Raw genomic sequence first — 22,610 nt, forward strand, 5'->3', positions numbered from 1 at the left:
ATGGGCGGTAACGAAAACCGGGGTGCTCGGTTTCCCAGGCACCCCGATCGCAACTTAGCAGCATCGCTGCGTGTCTACTGGACTCGAACTCGGAAGAACCCGACCGCAGGCCCAGTTGTATCCCGAGTGAACTGGAGCGTACTCCCATCACCTGCCCTGGTCTCAAGAGTCGACCAGGTCGCTGTGCTCAGATTGGCCTTCCCTTCCAGAACATAGCTGCTGCCCGGCTCCGAAACGAACTCGAACCGGAGCTGACCGGAAGGAGACGGGACTGGCGTGAGCACAAGATCGCTCGCCTTGAGCCGGTAGCGAGCCTCCAGCGAGGTGTTGTCCAGCAGCAGCAACGATACCGCCGTCGCAGCGGCGGCCTGGGGCTGATTGTTGATCACCCAGCGATCGAAGGCATACCGGCCATACTCCTTCGGAGCCTCGAGTGTGACTTGCGAGAAGGGCGTGAAGACTCGCAGAAAATCTCCCTGCCCATCCTGCCGGTTGTTCACGTCGGACTGACTGACAGTAATGACGGGTTGAAGGTCCTTTGATACCTTGACGGCCAACTCACGAACATTGCTTCGGGTGGGTGTGTAGTCGTACTGAATCTCAAACAGCAGATCGTCGATGATGAAGTCGGTTCCGTTGTCGCTGGTTACCTGCTTGGTGAGCAGGATCTCGGCATGGGCAGCCGGCAACGAGTAGAACACGACGTCCGTGATTGGCACCGGCAGTTGTCCCAGCAGCACGCCGATCAGGGACTGCTGCGCCGCGCTGAGTGTGCTGTTCACCGTCTGGCCGGTCTGGCCGTCATGGATGGCACTCCATGTGATGGGATTCACGTTCTCGCTTTGATAGTGCCGAAACAGGAGGGTTCGTCCCCCGGTGGTCAGCCGTGAGTCACCCTGATGCTCGTAATTCAAGCGCATCAACGCCAAGGATCCGATCGGGCCGTCAGGTCGAGCCGCCAGCACCCGGGTCCGCAGATCAGCCAAACGCACATTCTCATCACCCGCATTGATCAGGCCCAGCTCCTTTAAGTTGAGCAAAACAAACCCCTGCTCATTCAGCTGCTGGCGCTGTTGGGTGCTGAGCCGATAGCTCTTGGGCAGCGAACGGGATGGCGCATTCACATTGTCGAGCGATTGAGCCACCAGGTCGCGCAGCTCGCTGATAAAAATGCCCTTGAGCGTTTCAAAATCGGCCGCGGAAAGAACATGCGATGTATTCGCTTCGACCAGCTGCTGGAAGCGAACGAACAGCCGATTGAGCTGCAGGTTCCCGTTGAACGGACGGAGCTGCCGATATTGGTAAGCCTTCGCCAGAAGATACTGGTATTTCACCATTCGATCCCGCGCGCGACGTTCCATTTCCTTGATGTGCATCAACGCTCCATGGTCCAGGACGTTCAACCGCGCGCTGATCCGATCCTCCAGCTCGTGCGTCGCCACCAGGTTCTGGGCGATGCTGCTGTTGAACGCGCTCACCAGCTGCAGGGATCCAGCCAGCTCCTGAGCATACGCCTCCTTCTCCGCGCTCAAGGATTCAACCTCCTCGGCCATGCCCTGCATGTCCACATCCGCGGCTTTCAGCTTCTCGAGTTCGGCTGCCATCTCCTCGCTGTCCACCTTGGCGGTCTTGAAAATGGCTGCCAACTCCTCGAGTTTACTGCCCGCGAATTTGGCACACTGCCCCAAACGCTTGAGCCGCTCCTTGCGTGTCTCCTTGGCCTCCTCCGACAGTGCAACCAAACCGGAGGTCTCCTCGGCAGGAGGAGCATTGGTCTTGAAGCAGAACGTAATGTTTACGTTGGTCGATAGTTCCATCGCCTGGGGAGCCAGCGCCTTGGCGCTCTCCACCGGATGCTCCGTGTCCACCTGGGCTAGCAAGCCCAGGCCCGCCCCGACGATACCCACCGCCGGCTGACCAACCGGGACGAGTTGAGCAACAACCGATAGCGCCCCAGCAATCTTTTTCCAGGCAGGAACCCGATGCCTTTCTCGCACGTTCCGCCGCGCCCGATCCTCCAGCTCAGCCAGCCTCTTGGCGATGTTGCTGGTCGTCATCGAGATCCGGAATGCCAGGCTCTCAGCGTGACTCTTCAGGCGAGGAATGGCTAACTGCGCCTCGTCGAACTCCGTCTCCAGCCGATCGCGTTCCGCTTCCAGTCCGGAACGCGCCTGCTCCGTCGCCACCAGGGACGCCTGGAGGTTGGTGGCCGCATGGTTGAGCCAATAGGTCAAATACAGGATGGGGACGGACTGGTTCACCTCATTCTGAAACGCCAGCAGATTAGCCTCAAAGGAGAGCATCGGCACCCACCCCGCAGGATTTCCGAAATAGTCGAGGTTCGAGTCGAGACGATAGATAAGACTGCCAATCTCAGTTTGAAGCTGACCCAGATTCAGTCCCTCCGAAAACTGCTCCTCCGTCGTAAGCGAGGTCGGCAACTCGGCGGATTCATACGCTCGCAGCAACTCACGATACTGCCCCAGGATTCGACGAGCCTCTTCGAAGCGGCCATTCAGGTAGGCATCCTTGGCGTACTGAACGACGCTATGAACGGAATAGGAGTGCAACCATGATCCCGGGGTTGGCAAGAGCTCCACTCGCCCCGGCTGCCCAGCGACGCCGGCCGGAGGAGCAGCCGCTAGTCCCGGTTGCTTGTCAGCGGTTTTGTCCTCGTTGGTGACCTTCTCGGCCCCGTTCACTATTCGAGTATTGGTCACCCGGTGTATAAACCGGTTGGTCAGCGGTGCGCCGCCCTGATACTGGATTCCAACGGGCCCAGCCGCGCCTCCCGCCAAAACCGCGAATTCACCAAGACTCAGAGTGGACCGCAGAATGCCACCGCGCCCACCAGTTCCGGGAACCCCGGCAGGCACCCCGTTCTCCCCCTTTGCCGGCACCGCGTTTCCACATACTGATAGCGTCCTTCCATTGAGCGTCTCCCTCCAATACATCAGGACGGCAGACTGCCCGTGAAATCCGCAGATTTCGATCCCAGCACGCACAGTCAAGTTGGTCCAATCAGCTGACCCAAACTCGATCTCCTCGCCATTGCGCCCATCCCTCCCCTCTCCCCCGGGACCCCCGTCGCCGCCGCCGAGTACGAAACGATTCGAAGCGTTGTCACTCGAAAAGAACCTTTCCACATGGACCGTCACATCCCCAGCGTCATGACCGGAATATCCAGGGTTTCCCACGCTCAGGTTGTCGCCCCACACCGCCCCCGCAGGACGCGCTGTCCGTGCGAGCGGCGTCGTGTCAATGCGACCCTCGCCTTCAAAGTGAAGCTCACGCGCCCGAATGACGACCTCCGTCTGTGGCAAAACCAATGGATGCCGAATGATGATCTTGTCCGCATAAAGGTTGACCCGGCGCAGATTCCGCCGACGGTTGAACTGCCTCAGAAGCCCCGCCGGATGATCCTCCGCGAAAACCAGTGTCTGTCCCGAAATGCTCACCTCATAGGTCTCCGCTGTCGCATTATTGAAGCTCACCACCCCTCGAGGTATCTCGCTGATCTGCATGTAGTCCCGGCTGGTGTCATCCGGCATCGGCCGCTCGTACTGCAACACCGAGTCTTCCGGAGTCAAAGATCGAAGCGGAGTCACCTCGAAGCTCCCAACCACACCCCGCGGAGTGACCAGACGAACCTCAAAGGGTAGCCGATCGCTTGAAACCGGCAGATAACTGATCCGGCCGCTGGCCGGATCGTATTCGAGGTCTCCCACCGGATTGGGAACCGCTACCAACTGCAAAGCCGCACCTGGCCCCGGACTCTCCGGATCATCCGCATTGTCCGTGTGCACGATCAGCTCGAGCCGGCTCCCGATGCGCACGCGTTGCTCCGGTACCTCCCGGAAATAGAACCGTGGGAGACGTCGATAACTGACCGTGATACCGGTCTCGCCCCCCCCTATGATCATCACCTCCTCCGGTGATGGCTCCACCCATCCAGGTAAATCCTGGAAGGTCAGAGAATGATTCCCCGCTCCCATATTGGTGACCGACGTCCCGGATGACTGGAATGCCCCTCCGTCGACTGACCACCCCGCGCCATCAGCAACCGCTTCCACCGGCTCTACCATCACCCGAACCGCTCCAGGAATGCTCAGCAGGCCTGAAGCCGCCGACGATCGTCCAGGCATCAGGGCGCCGCACAATAGGCCCAACCACAGAGCCAATGTGCACAACTCCCATCTCAGCACGTTCCCGCAAGGCGTGGAGCGCGGAGGAACATTCGGTTGAATCCACGGCAGATGGCGTGGCGTGGGTCGGGAGTTCCCCAAGGGTGCCGGACGTTGGGGACAGAGCTCGGTTGCTTTTTGTTTCTGTGGAGAAGGATTCTTCGATGGACGACTCGTTTTGTGCTGGTTCATAGGACAGTAACAATCCGTTGGTGATGCGTACTGAGGTGTGCGAATTCCGGTTCCGCACGTGATGCTCAAATACTTCACACTCCTCTCCCACGCCGTTGGAGAAACGTTACAAGAAATGCGCGAAGGGTTTCTCCCTTGGAAGGGCAACGGACGCGCTCAAGGCCACCATCAGCGGCTTGGCCAATCCACACCAAGCTCGACCATTTGTTGGCGCAGAAGCTGCCAGTCCCAAATCTGTAACCTCTCCAAATCCACTGTCACCGCCAAAAACCGGCCGTCTGCGCTCACCGCCCGCGGAGCATACCCCGCCGGCAGTTGAAGCCAGGGCTCGAGGCTGCGGATGCCGTAAAGCCCTGAATCCAAGACGTCCTGCGTCAACCATACCCCCGCGCCACCAGGCTCAAACAGAAGCTCAGAACTCGGCTCCAAGGGGAGGCTCAGGGACCGCACTGGCCTCCATTCCCTGGCATCCAAGAAGGTGACGCCACTTCGGCTGGTGACCGCTAATTCGCTGCCATCGGGGACAAAGGCATGAGCAATGACGTTCATCCTAAAGTCGACCCACTGGCTTTCTCCCCAGGGCGCCACCCGATAGATCTCCACGCCAGTCCGCCGCCGGGCTGCCATCCACTCCCCGTCCGGCGAGACGATTCCTACCATGAGACCCAGGTAGGGGGATCTCCAAACATCCAGCTCCGCAGCGCCAATCGATGAACTAACGAACCCGGACTCAACCGAGAGAACAAAGCGATTGGAGGTGAATTGTGCCCAGTAAACACGGTCGACTTCAGGCACGCGAAGCGGAGTCAAGAGGGGCGCAGCAGTACCACCTCCAACCGACCGCTGAATCCGCCACCGGGCCAACGCCCGGCGCGAATGGCACCAGAGCTCCTGGCTGTCAGGGGAAAACAAGGGACGAGAATGCTCATCCTCCAGAGGAAAAATCGGGGGCGCATCCGTGTCCAAACTCCACAAACCGACCCGACTCAACCCACCCGCCGCAAGCCAACGGCCATCCGGGGAGAAGGAGACGTGCTTCAAACGATTTCCTAAATGGCCAACCAACTCGCGCTGGGGGGTGACGAATTCTGGCGTGTAGATCCGCAGCCCGGTCCGGGTCCATGTCGCCCACCGCCGCCCGTCCGATCGGAATTGGATCTGCTCTCCCCGCAACGGAACCGTCAGGGCGCGACGCTGGGTCCGGTAGTCCCAGCCAACGATCTCCCGCTCGTCGCTGCCCGTGAACAGAAAGTTTCCGTCCGGACTGAAGACGGCGGAGCGAACAGAATTTTTGTGGCGGCCGATCGGGCGGGTGTCATCGGAAATCCGGTCATGCACATGGACTTCACCATTGCGAGCACCGGCCACCAGGGAGAGGCCGCTGGGATGCCACGCGAGACTGTCAACCCAAGCCGTCAGCTTGGATTTCACGACCTCTCCCGAACAGAGGTCAAAGATGGTGGTGAACCATGGCCGATGGACCCGATGCTGCGCCACAAAGCTTCGTCCGCCGGGGGCGAACTCGAGGTGATGAATCGAACCCAGAATAGGGAAGGTCGCCATAACCTTCCCTCGTTCCAAATCAAACAAGCTCGCCTGGCTCTCGCCCGCATCAGCCAGTATTTGCGGCAAGGAAGGGTGAAAAGAGAACGCTCCGAACTGGGTCTGAGGAAGCTCCAGCAGCAGTCGCTGCGCGTCCACATCCCATACCTGGACACGAAACGAACTCGAACTACCAGGTGGCTTCAACCTCACGCCTAGAAAGCGGCCGTCCTGGCTCCAACGCGCGCTCAGAACCGTTTGACCGCCTCGCAATGGGAAGGCAGAGGTGAGATGCAAATCGGCGGCCGAACGAATCTCGATGGCGTTGGTTCCGTCCCCAGCAGCGAACCGCAAGAAGCCGGGATCGAGCACGGCGAAAGTGCAGCTCGGGCTGAGGGCAATCTCCCGATCGAACCGCAGATCGGGCAACGCCAACGCAGCCAATGCCTCGCGACGGAGTTCCACCGAGTTGGAGATCCCCGCCGCGGAGCGCACCGCCTGCAAGGCCTGAACACGCTGCCCCAAAGAGCCGCTGCGCACTGTAGCTCGAGCCTCACCCAGAAGAGCCCCGTACAGCTGGTCTTGAGCTGTCCTCTCCGCCGCCTCCGCCCGCGCCCGCAGACGGGTCTCCTGCCACCGAGCCGACTCGGCGGCATCACGTTCGCTCTGAATGCGCACTACCGCCAGCGACGCCCCCCAGCCGCCAGCCACCAGGAGAAGAATAATTGCCAGAATCGATGCTGCCAACGCCGGCTTGCGCCGACACCAGCGGGCGGCCCGCTCGAACCAGCTCACCGGACGAGCCTGGATGGGCTCCTTCCGCAAGACGCGTCCTAGCTCATCCGCCAGCACCTGTGCCGAGCCATAACGACGCTCCGGCGCCTTCTCCAGGCACTTCAGACAGATGGTCTCCAAGTCCCGCGACACCGACGGATTCAACAGTCGGGGCGCTACCGGATCAGCCTCCACCGCTAGGCGCAGCGTTTGGGCCACAGTCTCTGCCAGATGCGGAGGACGCCCCGTGAGCAGATGGTAAAGAATGGCCCCCAGGGAATAGATGTCGCACCCCGGTCCGGACGGACCGCTTCCACCGTTGGCCTGCTCCGGAGCCAGATAGTTGGGCGAACCCATGACCTGTCCCGGCAGCGTAAGCTCCGAATCCTCTGCCACCCGCTTCGCCAGACCGAAATCCGTGATATGCGGTTGGCCATCGTCATCCACCAGAATGTTGGACGGCTTCAGATCGCGATGCAGCACCCCGCGCTCGTGCGCATACTGCACCGCCTGAGCCAAAGTCCTGACCAGCCCCACCGAGGAACCCAGAGAGGGTGAGTTGTCCCGGCTCAAGTCGGCCAAACTCTTGCCCGTAATCAGCTCCATGGAGAAGAAGGGTTGCCCTTCACTCTCTCCAACCTCGTAGATCGAGACAATGTTCGGGTGGCTCAGGCTGGCCGCAGCCTCCGCCTCCCGCTGAAATCTCCTGAGAAATGCCTCACTGGCAAAGGCGCCTCCCAGCAGCACTTTCACGGCGACCTCGCGGTTCAAACTCACCTGGCGAGCCCGATACACGACCCCCATGCCTCCTCGGGCTATCAGTTCCAGGATTTCATAATCTCCCAAACGACGCCGCAGGGCCTCCACGCCAGCCCCATCAGTCTGAAAAAGGCCATCCCCGCTGGCATCGCCCAAGTCCAAAAGGCAGATGGGGCACAGCCCATCCATCCAGTGAGACTCGGGTAGTCCACAGGAGGAGCAGTTGACGAACTCTTGGCTCATGCTCAGACGCGACAGTGGTTCACTCAACTGTTCTCTCAAAAAGCAGAAACGTTACCAAAAGGTTGTCGACTCAAGACCACCCGTTCACTCGCTCAATACCCGCCGTAGATACCGCAATTCCTCATCCACCTCCTCCGGAGAAGCCACTGTCTGCTGAATCTCCTGGCGCAACAGCTCGCCAAACCGACGGCGAAGGCGATGAACAGCGACCCGCACCGCCCCCTCCCCCATTCCCAACCTCCGGCCCAACTCAGCCGCCGAGGCAGCCCCGCGATCCCCCGATAGCTGGGTGCGGAGTTCCTGGAAGAGACGCTGACGTCCATCGGACCTAAACTCAGCCTCCAAGGCCTTCATCGCCTGGCTTAGCACCGTCAAGGCCCACTGATGGAGAAACGCCTTCTCCGGAGTTCGCGCCGGGTCGACGGTCTCCGCCTGGTAACGCTCCTCAAGCTCCGGCCCATCCAGTGAAACGAATCGAAACTGACCCCCACGCTTTTGCCGATGCGCTCGCGTCCATTCCCGAGCCAAGAAATAGTCCAGGAAGGCCAGCAAAAAGGTCCGGAACCGTCCCTTGGTTCGGTCGGCCAGACGCACTTGATCCTTCGCAATAAGCTGGGCAAAAAACTCCTGAGTTAAATCCTCGGCATCATCGGGGCCATACCCTCGGCGACGCACATACACATAGATGGGAGCCCAGTAGGCTTGGCATAAAGTCTCCAGTGCCAGACGAGAGGTAACCGAATCGGACTCGCCCGCGCTGAGCACCACAGTCCAATGCGTCGTCGCAAAGATCCGCCTTCCCGGCGGGATCGCATCGGCCGTAGCCCGGAAAGAATTCGCAAACTCATTTGCCGTTAACATTCGTAGTCAGCTTCTACCACGCTCCCTCCACCTCGGCAAGGGGGGGTGGCCGCTCACCCCACGCCAAACGCAACGCAATACACCAAAAGGGGCAGCGCCTGGGTATTGATTCCAGGTCCGGCGTTGGCACAACAGCTGAGGCTCTCGACTGCGTCGGGTCGTGAAACGCTGTGGCGGGATGCAGCAGACCCAGACGCTTCGGGAGGGGCTTGACGCGTGGGAGTGCTGCAGCCCTCCCTAAGCATTACCCACAAGTTCTTCGACCAAATGCTAGAATCCCGTTGGGATAGGGACCGAAGCACTCCGAACTTGTGGGTAATGCTGTGAGCCCTCTATAGCTTTTCCGCCCCCCCAAGCCCTCTCGTTACGAGTCTTCTGGCGTTGGTCAAGTGGAGCCCCTAGAGTAGACCGGCGCGCGAACGACGCGGCGGCAGAGCGCCTCGCGGTCGAGCCCCGGGGATACCAAATGCATCACGTTACGTTTCTTCAGGATTTGGCGATGGTGATGATCGTGGCCGCGCTGGTCACGATTCTCTTCCATCGTTTTAAGCAGCCAGTGGTTCTCGGCTATATCCTCGCCGGAGTCATTATCGGCCCGCATACCCCTCCCTACCCGCTCATCCACGAGGAGGATACGATCAAAACCTTGTCCGAGCTGGGAGTGGTTCTCCTCCTGTTCTCCCTCGGTTTGGAATTCAGCCTGCGCAAGCTCAAGGAAGTCGGAGGCACCGCCTTCATAGCGGCATTCCTGGAGATACTTCTCATGGTTTGGGTGGGATACGAGATCGGCATCTTCTTTGGCTGGTCCACCATGGATAGCTTGTTCCTTGGGGCGATCCTGTCTATCTCCTCGACCACGATCATCGTCAAGGCGCTCGGCGAATTGGGCAAGACCAAGGAGCGCTTCGCTCAGCTCATCTTCGGCATTCTGATCATCGAGGACATCCTCGCCATCGCAATGCTCGCACTGCTCTCAGGCATCGCCATGACCGGAGGCCTCCATGCGGAGGAAGTGGGACTCACCTTGGGCAAACTCGCCATCTTCCTGGTCGCCGCGCTGGTCGCTGGGCTGCTGGCTGTCCCCCGCCTGCTGGCATACGTCGCGCGGTTTCGAAGTAATGAGATGATGCTGATTACCGTGCTTGGCCTGTGCTTCGGCTATTCGCTGCTCGCGGCAAAGCTCGGCTATAGCGTGGCTCTGGGCGCATTCCTTATCGGGGCTGTCATTGCCGAGTCCCGCCAGATTCACCAGATCGAGCGACTCATCGAGCCGGTTCGGGACATGTTCAGCGCCGTTTTCTTCGTATCGATCGGGCTGCTGATCAACCCCGCCATGCTGAAGGAGTATTGGATCCCGATCCTCGTCATCACTGTGGCCGTCGTGGTCGGAAAGATCATCGCCTGTTCCTTCGGGGCGTTCGTGGGAGGACACGACACTAGGACCTCTCTCCGCGTAGGCATGGGGCTGGCGCAGATCGGTGAGTTCTCCTTCATTATCGCCTCGCTGGGCCTCACTCTGAACGTGACCAGCAAGTTTCTCTACCCGGTCGCCGTCGCCGTCTCAGCCCTCACCACCCTGCTCACCCCTTACCTGATCAAGAGCGCCGATGGGGTGATCAATCAGTTCGACCGCATAGCGCCGAGACCCCTGGTCCATGCGCTCGAACTCTACACCGAATGGTTGGGCCGGCTCGGCCAGCGACACTCAAACATGGCCACTCGCCTCCGACGTCGCTGGATGGCTCAGATGGCTCTCAATGCCGCCCTCATAGCGGCGGTGTTCATCGCGGTGTCGTTCTTCGCGCAGAACCCTCCCGGCTGGCTTCGTCAACTTCAGATCGGCGAGGACTGGCTTAGGGCGGTTCTCTGGTTGCTTGCCGTGATCCTCTCCCTGCCGATGTTCATTGCCACGTCAAGAAAGCTCCAAGCACTGGGGTTGCTCATCGCCGAGACCAAGATTACCGAACTCTCCGACCGCCAACGCACGCAAGCCGTTCGATCGGTGGTCGCCGCCGTCATTCCCATGGCGGGCACCGTGGTGCTGGGCCTCTACGTCATTGTCCTAAGCTCGGCACTGCTGCCCACGTTCAAAGTGTTCCTTGGGTTGCTTCTGGCTGCCGGCCTGATTAGCTGGGTGCTGCGGCGTTCGTTTATCAAGGTGTATGCCTCGGCCCAAGCTGCACTGCAGGAAACCCTGTCTCAACCAGCGGCCGAGGACGAGGAGGCTACTCGCGAGACCGCCGCCAACCCACTGCGTTCGCTGCTCCGGGAGGCAGACCTGGGTAAGGTCGAAATCCCCAAAGGTTCATCTGCCGTCGGAAAGCTCATCCGCGATCTCCAGATTCGGACCCATACCGGGGCCAGCATTGTGGCCATCGAGCGCGCGGGGGAAAGCGTGGTCAATCCCGGTCCCGAAGTGCAACTCCGCGAAAATGATCAGGTGCTGCTGCTGGGCACCCAGGAACAACTCGAGTCAGCCACCCGACACCTCTCCGGTTAAAGCCTAGGTTCCGTGTCCGATGCCCAAATAGTTTTGTGCCCCGCTCTCGAATTGTGCTACCATGACGCTCCATGTCACCGAAAGGATCCAATCCAATTTCGATGCTGCGAAAGATCTCGCTGGCTGAAGGTATCTCCTACCTGCTGCTGCTGGGCATCGCCATGCCCCTGAAATACTGGGCGGGCCTCCCGCTGGCCGTCAAGATCGTGGGGTCGATCCACGGAGCGCTATTCGTGGTTTTTTGCGCAGCCCTGCTGCGCGCGCTCGTGGTTGCCCGCTGGCCGCTCACACGGGCAATGTTGGTCTTTGTGGCCTCCCTGATTCCGTTCGTGCCGTTCTGGCTTGATCGGCGAATGCGGGTTTGGGAATCGGAGTTCCCAGGTGGCCGGAAGGACGCATAAGCCGCGACGTCTGAAGGGACGCAGAACAGACCAGTTCCAGAGAAACCTAAGAGTTCACGGAGAGAGGGCCGTCGGAACCGACCCATCCCTTACTCCACCACCCACTGATCGCCCGCCTCGTCACGCTCGTTTTGATCGATACCCAAATAGGACCGAGCTTCACGCAACGCCCGCTCATAGGTCTGTGCGTCCAGCCTCATCCGATTCTTCCGCCCCAGGGTATCCTCGTACTCGAGGGAATACTGGTCTTCTCCCTCGTCCAAAATGATTGCCCACTTTGTCACGATGAGGCCAAGGGGTTGGAGGGAAACTCAGCCGAAACGGGGCGGATCAAAAAAGCCGCGACCCGCTCGTTTCCATCGGTCACTTCTTCGCGGGTCATACCCAAAGCCAACCGTTCACACTGCAAGGCCGAGCCATCGTAGCCCTGCCCTGCAGCCAGATGATACCACTTGTACGCCTCAATCCGCGACTCCGCATGGTCCATTAAGTCGGTGCCGACGCTGTGACGGTGATAGCGGGACCCAAGGTTGAATTGCGCCCCCGCATCGCCCCCCTCGGCAGATCGGCGAATCCAGTGCACTGCCGTCACATCATCCTGCGGCCGCCCTTGCCCGTGCGCAAACATTTGACCCAGATTAAACTGCGCCAAGGGATGATTTTGATCAGCCGCCTTCCGATACCAATGAGCTGCTTGGTCCAGTTGAGGCGCGGCAGTGGTTCCGCTGCTGTAGTGTAAACCCATGGCAAACTGCGCATCCGGATCACCCGCTTCCGCGGCAACCTCGGTAGCCTTTACCCCCGCACCGGTCGGTGCGGACTGAAACAACCGTCGATACCAAGACATCAAGCCCATGCTCCTGAGGATCTGCCGATCCAAGGGGATAACAAGCAGCATTTTCCGAATTCCAATTTTGGGTCCATTCACCCAAGCTAGCCCAGCAACAGCAACACCCCGCCATGAAACCCTCCACTCTCACTCGACGTCAATTCGTAGGCCGTTCGATCCTCACCAGCGCCGCGCTGGCCACTCAGTCCGCATCGCTGGTGAGCCCTGGGCGCAGCCACGCCCAAAACTCTCCTGGCGACCGGGTGATTCTGGGCCTCATAGGCGCCGGAGGCCGGGGCGCAAGCCACGCCAACGCCATGAGCAAGCTACCCAACGTGGAATTCAGGTATATCTGTGATGTCTCTCAGGATCGTGGAGGCGATCTGGCCAAGGCATTGGAGAAGAATCAAGGGCGTGCCCCTCAACGGGTCACCGACATGAGACGGGTTTTCGAGGATCCCCAGGTGAACGCAGTGGTGATTGCCACGCCCGACCATTGGCACGCCTTGGCAACGATTTGGGCCTGCCAAGCTGGGAAGGACGTCTACGTCGAGAAAAGCCCCTCTCTCACCGTTTGGGAAGGCCGGAAGATGATTGAAGCCGCGCGGAAGTATCAACGCATCGTTCAGGTGGGTTTTCAGAATCGCAGCGGTCCCTATGCTGCTTCCGCCCGCGAGTACATTCAAACCGGCAAGTTAGGAAAGATTGTCCACGTCAAAGTGTATAACTTGCTGGAGGGCCGCAAATGGGAGCCCAAGCCAGACAGCGAAGCTCCCGCTGGGCTCGACTGGGATGCTTGGCTCGGGCCGGCTCCTTACCGGCCATACAATGCGGGCCGTCATCTCGATTGGCACCCCTGGTGGGATTATAAGGGAGGGGCTTTGGTAGACGATGGAAGCCATCAACTGGATTTGACCCGAATGGTTCTTGGAGATCCGAGCCATCCCAAGTCAGTCCTATGCGTAGGCGGCAACTATGCCTTCGGTTCTCGGCGGGAGGTTCCTGAATTCCAATGTATCACATACGACTACGGAGACTTCTCCATGACTTGTGAAAGCGGCAACGCCACTGGCTATATGCGAAAGTTCCCGAGCGAAGTTCGCTATGGTGACAAATGGCCGCACTGGCCTACGAGTGCGACCCGGGTGGAGATTTATGGGACCAAAGCCTTGATGTATCTCGGTCGACACGGATGTGGTTGGCAGGTTATGGAGGAAGGCGGAAAAATTGTAGCTCAGGACAAGGGCTATTTCCCTGACAAGTGGCACCAGCCCAACTTTATCGATTGCCTGCGTTCTCGCCAGCGACCCAACGCCGACATCGAGCAGTCCCATTTCTCTGCGTGCCTGGTGCACTTAGCGAACACGTCCTATCGGATTGGCCAGACGCAGCTGTTATTTGATGGTGCCACTGAACGTTTCACGAACAGCGAAGCCGCGAACCAGCTTCAGAAGCCCAACTATCGAAAGCACTACCGGATCCCAGAAACCGTCTAAACCCAATCCTCCATCCCCCATGCACCTTAGCCCGTGTCCCGCAGCGCCCCATCCCAGCAGGGACAGGCCTCTTCCAAGCCTGCCTCGCAGACAACGATTCGAACTCTGCCCGCCAACCAGATCGGGTTCATCCGGAAAAGGATCGATCAGGGACAGGCCTCATCGGACGAATGCCAACTTCAAGCTCAGGCCCGCGAGGAAGGAACACGAGGGACTCCTCTGATTCGATCTGGTTTCACGAGAGAGCTACGGGACGGGGCATCAAACCCGATGCAACAATTTTATATACAAACTTCTATGGTCAAGCAACTTGCCGCTATAATCGCGTGTCTAGCCTGGATTAATCCCCTTGCCGCAGCCCTTGCATCCGAGGCAGTCCTGGCCCCCCACGCAAGCGGACCAGAAGCCCTCATAGGGTATACCCAGCTGCGTACCGACTTGCCGGGGGGACGCCATGCGAACGTCAGAACCATGCGAGCCTCCGTAGCCAACCTCGACGGGACGGCAAATCGGATCGTTGCGGGGACGCTGGTTGATGGGCCCGATGCTTGGACCCAATTCGCCGGTTGGTCGCCCGATGGGAAGCAAGCGATCATCTCGCGGGGATGGCAAAGCCCTGAGAACGCGCGCTGGGAGGAGGAGCATAAGAGCTTTCGGATGGAACCAGGCCAATGGGCGTTGGACTCCTATCTCCTGGATCTCGAATCGGGACTACTCGCAAACGTCACGGGAATCGATCGGGTAAGTCACTACAACGGGGGATTGTTCTTCTTGCCGGATGGTAAGAGACTGGGGTTCACCCCCTTGATGAATGGTCGTTCTAGGCCGTTCGTGATGGACCTGGATGGACGCAACAAGCAGGACGTTTCGGGAAAGGAGGCCGGTTTTGCCTACGGATACAGCTCGTCGCCAGACGGACAGCTGATCAGCTATCATGAGGACTATCAGATCTTCATTGCCAATCAGGATGGATCGTCAAAGCGCCGCATCGAAACGGGGAACAGCTTCAACTTCGGGCCTCAGTGGTCTGCCGACGGCAACTGGTTGCTCTTCCTAAGCGGGGTAAGAGGCAACAGCCATCCATATGTGGTTAAACGTGACGGCACAGGGTTGAAAAAACTAGCGGATCTCAACGGATACCAGGGATGGATTTTGTTTCTGGATGTGCCCGACTTTCACGAAGGAAGCAGCGATGTGCCGGTCTGGTCCATCGATGGCCACATGGTCTTCTACACTGCCAAAACCAACCAGAGTGTAGAAATTTATCAGGCAAGCCTAGATGGGACCATCAAGCAGCTTACGAAGTCGGCCCCTGGAACCTTGCACTACCATCTCCAACCTGCTCCGAATGGAGAATCGCTTCTGTTTGGTTCCAAGCGGCAGGGGGTCCGACAAATCTACACCATGAGCCTGGCAGATCACACCGAACGCCGAATCACTCATCTCCAACCAGGCCATGCCGCCATGTGGCCGCACTGGAGGCCAAGTGTTAAGGCGACCAAGACCCCGTCGAAAGTCTTACCGTTGAAGGGGACAACCATGAGAATCAAAGGACACGAGGCTTTCTTGATAGCTCCACCGGATCCTGGCTTCTCCAGGACCAAGCGCTGGGTCTGGTACGCGCCCACCCTTACCAACCTGCCCGGAAAGGAAGAGCGATGGATGTTCGAACAACTCCTGAAAGAGGATATCGCCATTGCAGGCATAGACGTAGGGGAATCATACGGCAGCCCCGATGGCCAGACGTTGTTCTCCGAGCTCTATGAAGAACTCGTTCAAAAGCGTGGGTATGATCACAAGCCGGTGCTTCTGGGACGGAGCCGTGGGGGACTGATGACCCTGAGTTGGGCAGTCAACAACCCAGACAAAGTAGGTGGCTTTGCCGGAATCTATCCCGTATGCAATCTCGTAAGCTATCCAGGCTTGGCGCGAGCCAGCGGAGCCTATCATCTCAGCGAATCGGAACTGAAGGAGCATCTGGGGACCCATAACCCTATCGAGAACCTTCAGGCGCTGGCCCAAGCCAGAATTCCACTATTTGCCATTCACGGGGATAAAGACACGGTAGTCCCGCTCGACGCAAACTCTGGCCTGCTGAAGGCCCGCTACGAGGCTCTGGGAGGCGGCATGCAACTCATTGTACCACCAGGCCAGGACCACAATATGTGGGAGGGCTTCTTCCAATCCCAGGAGCTGATACGTTTCATCGTCCAAACACTTAAATCACCCAACCGCTAACCTCACCTGCGAAACTGGGCGGTCCAAAACACTCAAGGTTTAGTTTCAGCTTCAGCGATCAATCGATGAAATCTACCCATCCAGTAGGGTAGCAAGAACGCCGCACCGTCATCCTCCAACCGCCCGTCCCCACCCGCATCGGGAAGGAATGGATCCGCATTCCACTTCTTGAAACACCGCTCATCAGCGGGCAACGCCTCGAGCAGCACTCGGTGTCCGAAACGATTCCGTCGTGACGAAAAACTTAGATCCGTACGATGGCTATTCTCCTGCCGCCAGGTCCGACGATCGGTAGGAATCTGATGCAAGTTTTCGATGGCACCGGGCAAATCCACAAATCCCGGGTCCACGCTCCCGTAAACGAACGTGTAGAACGAGGATTTCTCACGCTTGACGAGCGTGTAGTGACGGCGTGCGGCCTGAAGAAGTGCCGCACGATAGCGCGGGTCCTTCTCCAGCTGCAGAATTGGATACCAAGCCACAAAGCCAAGTTGATTGTCTGAATGATTCTCCTCATCAGGAAAAACCTTCTTTGAAAGCAGGACATTGTTCAAGTAGCCGTGCTCGTGAATCAGCTTCTGGTAGTGCTGTGAGTATTTCGAGTCGCCCGTGATCGAATGTGCGACCTTGAGAAAGGAAAGAATCTGCAAGCTGTTCAACCCGTTCTCTAGATAGTCCTCTGGAACTCCGTTGAGCGATTCCGGATTCCAAAATCCCCAACGCGTTCGCTTGCCATTCCAATCGATCAGCTGATAATTGTTGTCCACAATGTAGTCCGTGATCGCTCGGACTTGACGGACACAAAGCTCCCGTTCAACCGGATCATGACGGGCGATGTGCTCGAAATAGACATGGAACGCAAGATAGTGACCATCAATCTCATCGCTCGAGGTGTCGCTTTTCCAATAGACTGCACCATCCAAAGTGGGTCGCCATTGGGCAGACTTCGTTCGGCCAATTTCAGCAGGAACTATACTGCGAGCCACAAGCCCAGGCTTGCCTGAAATATTTTGGAGACGATACAGGGCATGCATGCTCTGTCGCGCGGAACCTCGAGCGCCTTCCTCGCCAGTAGCCCCGAAACAGAGCGACATCGCCGCGACATGATACGCAGTCCAAAGGCCATCATTGTCATCATCCTCAATCAAGCAATTTTGAGGACGACGCGCATCATCGAGCACACAATCCGCCACCAACCCGAGTCGTCGGTGCCGCTCGTTGAGCCGCGCCTCCATCACTCGGGCCTTTTCCTCCAACCGGATTTCAACAGCCTCAATCTTGCCAACACCCTGATCGGTCAGGAAATACGCAGGCATCCCGCCGGGAGCCAACTGGATTGAACGAACTCGATCCCCGGGGAGATACCGCAAACCCTGTCGATACCACCAGCGTCGCCCTTCAGCATATGGACGGTGCAGAATGGCTCCTTTCGTGGTGCCAATCCATAGGTTGTCCTGAGGATCCATGGCCAGGGCGGTAACCTCCTCCACGGGCAATCCATCACGTCCACGAACGTGGGTCCAATCACCACTAACGGCGCGAAGACTCAACCCAAGGGGAGTTCCCACCCATAAAACCCCCTTCGAATCGACGGCTAACCCGGTGATGCGAGTGGCCAACGGCCCTCCTAATCCGTAATGCTCGTGACGGATCGGGATACTTGGATCGGAACGAGCTTCAAACAGACCCTGACCGGTCCCGATCCATTCCCCCCCGCTGCCATTGGTCACGGAGCACAAAACATCGGGAAGCGGAACCCGGCTCGGGTGTGTACCCAACACCGCCACAACTTGCCCCGCGTGGAATTCCAAACGGTTGGCGACCTTCCAAATGGACGGAAGAATCGAGTCGACCGGCGACCCACGATGCTCGACCGCCGGCAACACGGTAATCGGCAGATTACGAGGGACTGCGACGTCCTTCCAGGGAGGCATTACATTCGACAATCGAAGTGGCAATTCCGCAGCACCCACCGCGCTGGCCAGAAATCCCCAGAGCAAAATTGTTTTCATAAGAATCCTACCCACAAGTCAGCAGGGCTAAAACAATCCTCCCAGACATAAGTCTGGCGGGCAAGCTGCGTAAGCGGGCAACGAACCCGCGAATTTGGCTCGCACGCCCGGTGCGTGATCCGTCATAGCTTCCGTATGCCCTCTGTGCTAGTGCGAACGTGGATCAGCCTTTTCCTGGGCCTTGGTATTCTCGGGATTGGACGCACTCGGGAAGTCCAGGCTGCCTCATCACGCCCCAATTTCCTGATCATCCTAACAGATGACCATGGTTATGGAGATGTATCTACCTATGGTGAGTCCGACGTGCGAACGCCCAACCTCGACCGACTCGCGCACGAGGGCATGCTTTTCACACACATGCGGGCCAACGCAACCGTCTGCTCTCCTTCGCGAGCGGCGCTGTTGACGGGGTGCTACCCGGACCGAGTTGGGGTTCCGGGCGTCATCCGCTCAGACCCCACGGACTCCTGGGGCTGGTTCGCACCTCAGTCCGCGACCCTGGCGCACCATCTACGAGTTGCCGGGTATCGCACCGCAATGGTTGGGAAGTGGCACTTGGGTCTGAACTCACCAAACCTCCCAAACGAACATGGATTTCATCACTTTCAAGGATTTCTGGGCGACATGATGGACAACTACACCAACCATCTTCGGCATGGCGTCAATTACATGAGGCTCAACGGGAATCCGATCAGACCCGTGGGCCATGCGACCGATCTTTTCACCCAGTGGACTATCGACTACCTGAAGAGCCAGGCCAAGAGCCGCAAGCCATTCTTCCTCTATGTCGCTTACAATGCGCCCCATTTTCCGATGGAACCGCCGGCTGAATGGCTTGAACGCGTGAAAAATCGAAGTCCTGAGTTGACCGAAGCGCGCGCCCGCAATGTTGCCCTGATCGAGCACTTGGACGACGGCATTGGAAGGGTGCTGGAAACGCTGCGCCAGAGCGGCTTGGCCCATAACACCCTGGTTGCGTTCAGCGCGGACAACGGAGGATCGAAGGCTCACGCGCAAAGCAACGCACCGTGGCGGGGAGGCAAGCAAGACCACTATGAAGGAGGCTTGCGGGTGCCCTTCATCATTCGGTGGCCAGGCACGGCGACCGCTGGCTCTCGCAGTGCCTATGCCGGGCTTGTTTTCGACCTATTTCCGACACTAATGGAGGCGGCAAACTTGAGGATGCCTCCCGGGCTGGATGCTGTGAGCCTGCTCCCCTTAATCAAAGGGTGGCCCCCACCGGCAACTGAGCGCGATTTATATTTTGTACGCCGGGAAGGAGGATCCACCTATGGTGGGAAAACCTACGAGGCACTCATCAGAGGAGATTGGAAATTGCTGCAGAACTCACCATCTCTCCCCATGGAACTCTACAACCTGCGTGAGGATCCCTTCGAAAGGCATGACCTGATCAAGACACAACGAGCAAAGGCGGCCGAGCTTGGAACGGCCTTGCGTAGTCACATTCAACGCGGCGGGCGAACGCCGTGGCAGCCACCGTTACAACGATGAACCCCCTGATTCTCATTTCTCTACCCTGTTATGTAGCCATCCTGGTGCTAGCAACCGCCGCGGCTCCTGTGGCGAATCGAGTATCACAGAAGCCGAACATCGTCCTGATCCTTGCTGACGACCTCGGATTCTCAGATCTTGGTAGCTATGGAAGTGAGATCGAAACTCCCAATCTCGATAGCCTAGCCAGCGGAGGGCTGCGATTTACTCAATTTTACAACACCGCACGGTGCTGGCCATCGCGGGCCGCTTTGCTCACCGGATACTACGCCCAACAAGTTCGGCGGGACGCCGTTCCCGGTGTGCGCAGTGGTGGACAAGGGATTCGTCCTTCATGGGCCAGACTGCTGCCAGAGATGTTGAAGCCCCTTGGCTATAGATCCTATCATTCAGGAAAATGGCACGTGGACGGAGCTCCTTTACAACAGGGCTTTTCCCATTCCTACCGATTGGAGGACCACGACCGGAACTTTTATCCGAAACTGCATTTTGAGGACGACAAACCGCTTCCGCCGGTCCAGCCCGGGACCGGTTACTACACCAGCACGGCCATCACCGACCATGCCCTAAAATGCTTGGACCTGCACAGCCAGACCCAACCGGGACAACCCTTTTTTAGCTTTGTAGCGTACACATCCCCTCACTTCCCACTCCAGGCTCCGGAGCAGGATGTGGCCAAGTATAAAGACCGGTATCTCAGCGGCTGGGATAAATTGCGGGAACAGCGCTGGCAGCGCCTCAGAGCCATGGGCCTCGTGGATGGCCACCTGTCCGCGCCAGAGCGCGAAGTCGGCCCCCCTTATGCGTTCCCTGAGGCCATCACCACCCTCGGATCCAACGAGGTGAACCGTGCAGTCTCCTGGGACAGTCTCACTCTGCCGCAGCGTCGTTTCCAGGCCGACAAGATGGCAGTTCACGCTGCTATGGTTGACCGCATGGATCAGGAGATCGGAAGGATCATGAATCGAGTCCGCTCCTTGGGCCAGTGGGAGAACACCTTGTTCTTATTCCTTTCGGATAACGGCGCGAGCGCTGAGATGATGGTGCGGGGAGATGGGCACGATACCGAAGCGGTGTGTGGTACGGGGGCGACTTTTCTCAGCCTCGGGCCTGGATGGTCAACGATGGCGAACACCCCCTTTCGCCGTCATAAAACCTGGGTCCATGAGGGAGGGATTTCGACCCCGCTCATTATGCATTGGCCGCAAGGGATACCTTTGTCGAGCCGAGGAACGCTCCGTCACTCTCCGGGCCATCTTGTCGACCTGGTTCCTACTCTGCTCGAAGTCGCGGGCGGCAGATCCCTGGACACATGGAATGGGGAACCAGTTCCGCGGCCGCCCGGAGTGAGCTTCCTCCCGGTGCTGAACCATGACCGTGCCGTGGATCACCCTGCCATTTGGTGGCTCCACGAGAACAACCGCGCTCTACGTCTTGGTGATTGGAAAATAGTCGCCTCCGGAGCCAACGGAGACTGGGAACTCTATCATCTCAGCGTCGATCGAACCGAGACCCAGAATCTAGCTCAGATTAAACCGGAAAAGCTGAAGGAGCTAAGCCTCATTTGGTCGCGGATGACCTCGAACCATACCATGACTGCCCGAAGCGATTCCAAGCATCCCACGACGCCCTCCGCAGGCCGAGTCCAGTAAACCGAGCCCCCCACTCCCAAGACCAAACCACGAACGGCCAGGGACAGGCCTCACTTAGTGGTCCTCTGAACACAGTGCCTATGTGTGCCCCTTTTGGACATCAGCCCTGTGTTGTTGATTGCCTGCGGTTATTCGAGCCCAGCCAACGGGCTGGATGCCGTTGCGTTCGAATCGCTTGAAGTCTCCTAGCGGCCAAACCTGGCGGTTTGCCCAGCTCATCCTTTACCTTCTCCCCTTGCTCGTTCCCTGGTTCCTCGCCCCGATCCACCTCTCACCCAAAGATCTCACGCCCTAGTTTTCTCAGTGAATACAACTCCTGTCTCAACCCCGCCACCCTGGGAGGCTCCCTATCGCTCACCCTCACACCTATCCGTCCTTGGTTTCCCTCGATCAACTCCTTCATGAACCGTCGACCTCCTAACACCGCCCCATCGCTCAAATACCGGATCCGGCAGGTCACATAGTCCACCATGTCCAGTCTTCCCTCATTTCTCAACACCTCCAGCACCGCTCCGTGATCGATTACTCCCCTGACTGCTTTACCCGCCTGGTCCAACGACTCCCGCTGTTCATCCCCCGTCCGGTAAAGCGCCATCCGATACTCCCTCAAGGCCTCCTCCTCACTTATTCCTGGCCGTCTACCCGCTGACTCCACCAGCCTTCGAATCCCCTCCCGAGCTCGACCATCACCCCCTACCGCCCGGCCATACCCGCTCCACCGGTAATCCTTAGGATCTTTTACCTTCCCAGCTCTCACCGAATTCAAATCCACGTAAAGTCCGGCCATCAGTAGCGCCAGTTCGTCCCCCTCCACCACAACGCTTTTGAACCGTTCCTCCCATAGAGTCCCCTTGCGCTCATGCCGACGGTTGTAGCTTTGAGAATACCTCTGCTTGACCTCCTTCATGAACTGGCTGATGTCCCACATCCTCGCCCAATACTTCCCCAAGAAGCGCTTCTCCCCTTCCTCATCCTGGCGCTGTCGATAGTTGGCAATCCGCCGCTCGATCCGTTGGATATCGGGGGGATGCTTGAGTTGCTTGAGTTTGCCGATCAGCTCCTCAGCCGAGGGCAGGAGTTGAGGCCGCCGCGGAACCTCCACTACCAGGTGAAAATGATTGTCCATAAAGCCAAAGGTCAACACTTTCACCCCGCAAAAGATCTCCGCATCACGCATGATCGTGTGCAGCCGCTCCTTCTCGTCCTCCGTAAATATGAATTGTCGGTCCACCACTCGCGACATGCAGTGATAGTAGCCCACCGCGTGGCTGAGGGGAACCTTTAGGCGTCCTTGGCGCATAAAGCGGCCGTAACTGATCACGCCCCCTCAGGTCTGCGCAAGACTTTTTACCAACAATTCAGCAATCATGCGGGAGTGGAGCTGCCACACCCAACCTAGGCCTGTCCCTTCTCCT

13 protein-coding genes are annotated in these 22,610 nt (G+C 58.5%); 6 read left to right on the top strand and 7 right to left on the bottom strand.

The window, feature by feature from the left end:
• Nucleotides 1–74 precede the first annotated feature (74 nt).
• The 3 genes from JNN07_00670 to JNN07_00680 form a co-directional block, all read right to left on the bottom strand.
• Nucleotides 75–4,145 carry a hypothetical protein gene (locus tag JNN07_00670; GenBank protein MBL9166233.1) on the bottom strand — a complete coding sequence of 1,357 codons (4,071 nt, stop codon included), beginning with the start codon at nt 4,143–4,145 and terminating at the stop codon, nt 75–77.
• A 399-nt stretch (nt 4,146–4,544) separates the two neighbouring features.
• Nucleotides 4,545–7,694, bottom strand: a complete 3,150-nt coding sequence (locus JNN07_00675; GenBank protein ID MBL9166234.1) for a protein kinase — start codon at nt 7,692–7,694, stop codon at nt 4,545–4,547.
• An 84-nt stretch (nt 7,695–7,778) separates the two neighbouring features.
• Nucleotides 7,779–8,555, bottom strand: coding sequence for a sigma-70 family RNA polymerase sigma factor (locus JNN07_00680; protein MBL9166235.1), 777 nt, complete (start codon nt 8,553–8,555; stop codon nt 7,779–7,781).
• 466 nt (nt 8,556–9,021) lie between these two features.
• On the opposite strand from JNN07_00680, the gene JNN07_00685 reads away from it, so the two are divergent.
• Complete coding sequence (locus tag JNN07_00685; protein ID MBL9166236.1) at nt 9,022–11,055, top strand: cation:proton antiporter; 2,034 nt, start codon at nt 9,022–9,024, stop codon at nt 11,053–11,055.
• Nucleotides 11,056–11,126: 71 nt separating this feature from the next.
• Nucleotides 11,127–11,456, top strand: coding sequence for a DUF3817 domain-containing protein (locus tag JNN07_00690; GenBank protein MBL9166237.1), 330 nt, complete (start codon nt 11,127–11,129; stop codon nt 11,454–11,456).
• 89 nt (nt 11,457–11,545) lie between these two features.
• Here JNN07_00690 and JNN07_00695 read toward each other — a convergent pair whose 3' ends face one another.
• Nucleotides 11,546–11,740 (bottom strand): hypothetical protein, encoded by a 195-nt coding sequence (locus JNN07_00695; GenBank protein ID MBL9166238.1) that lies wholly within the window; start codon nt 11,738–11,740, stop codon nt 11,546–11,548.
• Nucleotides 11,737–12,354: a sel1 repeat family protein gene (locus tag JNN07_00700; protein ID MBL9166239.1), complete on the bottom strand. Its 618-nt coding sequence runs from the start codon at nt 12,352–12,354 to the stop codon at nt 11,737–11,739. Before JNN07_00700 ends, JNN07_00695 begins: the two co-directional genes overlap by 4 nt.
• 62 nt (nt 12,355–12,416) lie before the next feature.
• Here JNN07_00700 and JNN07_00705 point away from each other — a divergent pair, with 62 nt between their 5' ends.
• A complete protein-coding gene (locus tag JNN07_00705) occupies nt 12,417–13,781 on the top strand; it encodes a Gfo/Idh/MocA family oxidoreductase (GenBank protein ID MBL9166240.1) in 1,365 nt (454 codons plus the stop codon).
• Between the two features lie 471 nt (nt 13,782–14,252).
• Nucleotides 14,253–16,019, top strand: coding sequence for a PD40 domain-containing protein (locus tag JNN07_00710; GenBank protein MBL9166241.1), 1,767 nt, complete (start codon nt 14,253–14,255; stop codon nt 16,017–16,019).
• 32 nt (nt 16,020–16,051) lie between these two features.
• Here the strand turns inward: JNN07_00710 and JNN07_00715 are convergent, their stop codons facing one another.
• Nucleotides 16,052–18,031, bottom strand: coding sequence for a hypothetical protein (locus JNN07_00715; protein MBL9166242.1), 1,980 nt, complete (start codon nt 18,029–18,031; stop codon nt 16,052–16,054).
• A 135-nt stretch (nt 18,032–18,166) separates the two neighbouring features.
• Between JNN07_00715 and JNN07_00720 the strand changes: the two genes are divergently transcribed.
• Entirely contained in the window at nt 18,167–19,543 is a 1,377-nt protein-coding gene (locus tag JNN07_00720) for a sulfatase-like hydrolase/transferase (GenBank protein MBL9166243.1), read from the top strand.
• Nucleotides 19,540–21,195, top strand: coding sequence for an arylsulfatase (locus tag JNN07_00725; GenBank protein MBL9166244.1), 1,656 nt, complete (start codon nt 19,540–19,542; stop codon nt 21,193–21,195). The genes JNN07_00720 and JNN07_00725 overlap by 4 nt, the downstream gene beginning before the upstream one ends.
• A 271-nt stretch (nt 21,196–21,466) precedes the next feature.
• Here JNN07_00725 and JNN07_00730 read toward each other — a convergent pair whose 3' ends face one another.
• Nucleotides 21,467–22,495, bottom strand: coding sequence for a transposase (locus JNN07_00730; GenBank protein MBL9166245.1), 1,029 nt, complete (start codon nt 22,493–22,495; stop codon nt 21,467–21,469).
• Between the last annotated feature and the right edge of the window lie 115 nt (nt 22,496–22,610).

This window comes from Verrucomicrobiales bacterium, from assembly GCA_016793885.1.
Taxonomy (GTDB): domain Bacteria; phylum Verrucomicrobiota; class Verrucomicrobiia; order Limisphaerales; family UBA11320; genus UBA11320.

Bases quoted from the DNA above. Each gene is read 5' to 3' on its own strand.
- JNN07_00725 (MBL9166244.1), top strand. From the start codon at position 19,540: ATGAACCCCCTGATTCTCATTTCTCTACCCTGTTATGTAGCCATCCTG.
- JNN07_00670 (MBL9166233.1), bottom strand. From the start codon at position 4,145: ATGCCTGGACGATCGTCGGCGGCTTCAGGCCTGCTGAGCATTCCTGGA.
- JNN07_00715 (MBL9166242.1), bottom strand. From the start codon at position 18,031: ATGAAAACAATTTTGCTCTGGGGATTTCTGGCCAGCGCGGTGGGTGCT.
- JNN07_00680 (MBL9166235.1), bottom strand. From the start codon at position 8,555: ATGTTAACGGCAAATGAGTTTGCGAATTCTTTCCGGGCTACGGCCGAT.
- JNN07_00675 (MBL9166234.1), bottom strand. From the start codon at position 7,694: ATGAGCCAAGAGTTCGTCAACTGCTCCTCCTGTGGACTACCCGAGTCT.
- JNN07_00690 (MBL9166237.1), top strand. From the start codon at position 11,127: ATGTCACCGAAAGGATCCAATCCAATTTCGATGCTGCGAAAGATCTCG.
- JNN07_00730 (MBL9166245.1), bottom strand. From the start codon at position 22,495: ATGCGCCAAGGACGCCTAAAGGTTCCCCTCAGCCACGCGGTGGGCTAC.
- JNN07_00700 (MBL9166239.1), bottom strand. From the start codon at position 12,354: ATGCTGCTTGTTATCCCCTTGGATCGGCAGATCCTCAGGAGCATGGGC.
- JNN07_00705 (MBL9166240.1), top strand. From the start codon at position 12,417: ATGAAACCCTCCACTCTCACTCGACGTCAATTCGTAGGCCGTTCGATC.
- JNN07_00710 (MBL9166241.1), top strand. From the start codon at position 14,253: ATGCGAGCCTCCGTAGCCAACCTCGACGGGACGGCAAATCGGATCGTT.
- JNN07_00685 (MBL9166236.1), top strand. From the start codon at position 9,022: ATGCATCACGTTACGTTTCTTCAGGATTTGGCGATGGTGATGATCGTG.
- JNN07_00720 (MBL9166243.1), top strand. From the start codon at position 18,167: ATGCCCTCTGTGCTAGTGCGAACGTGGATCAGCCTTTTCCTGGGCCTT.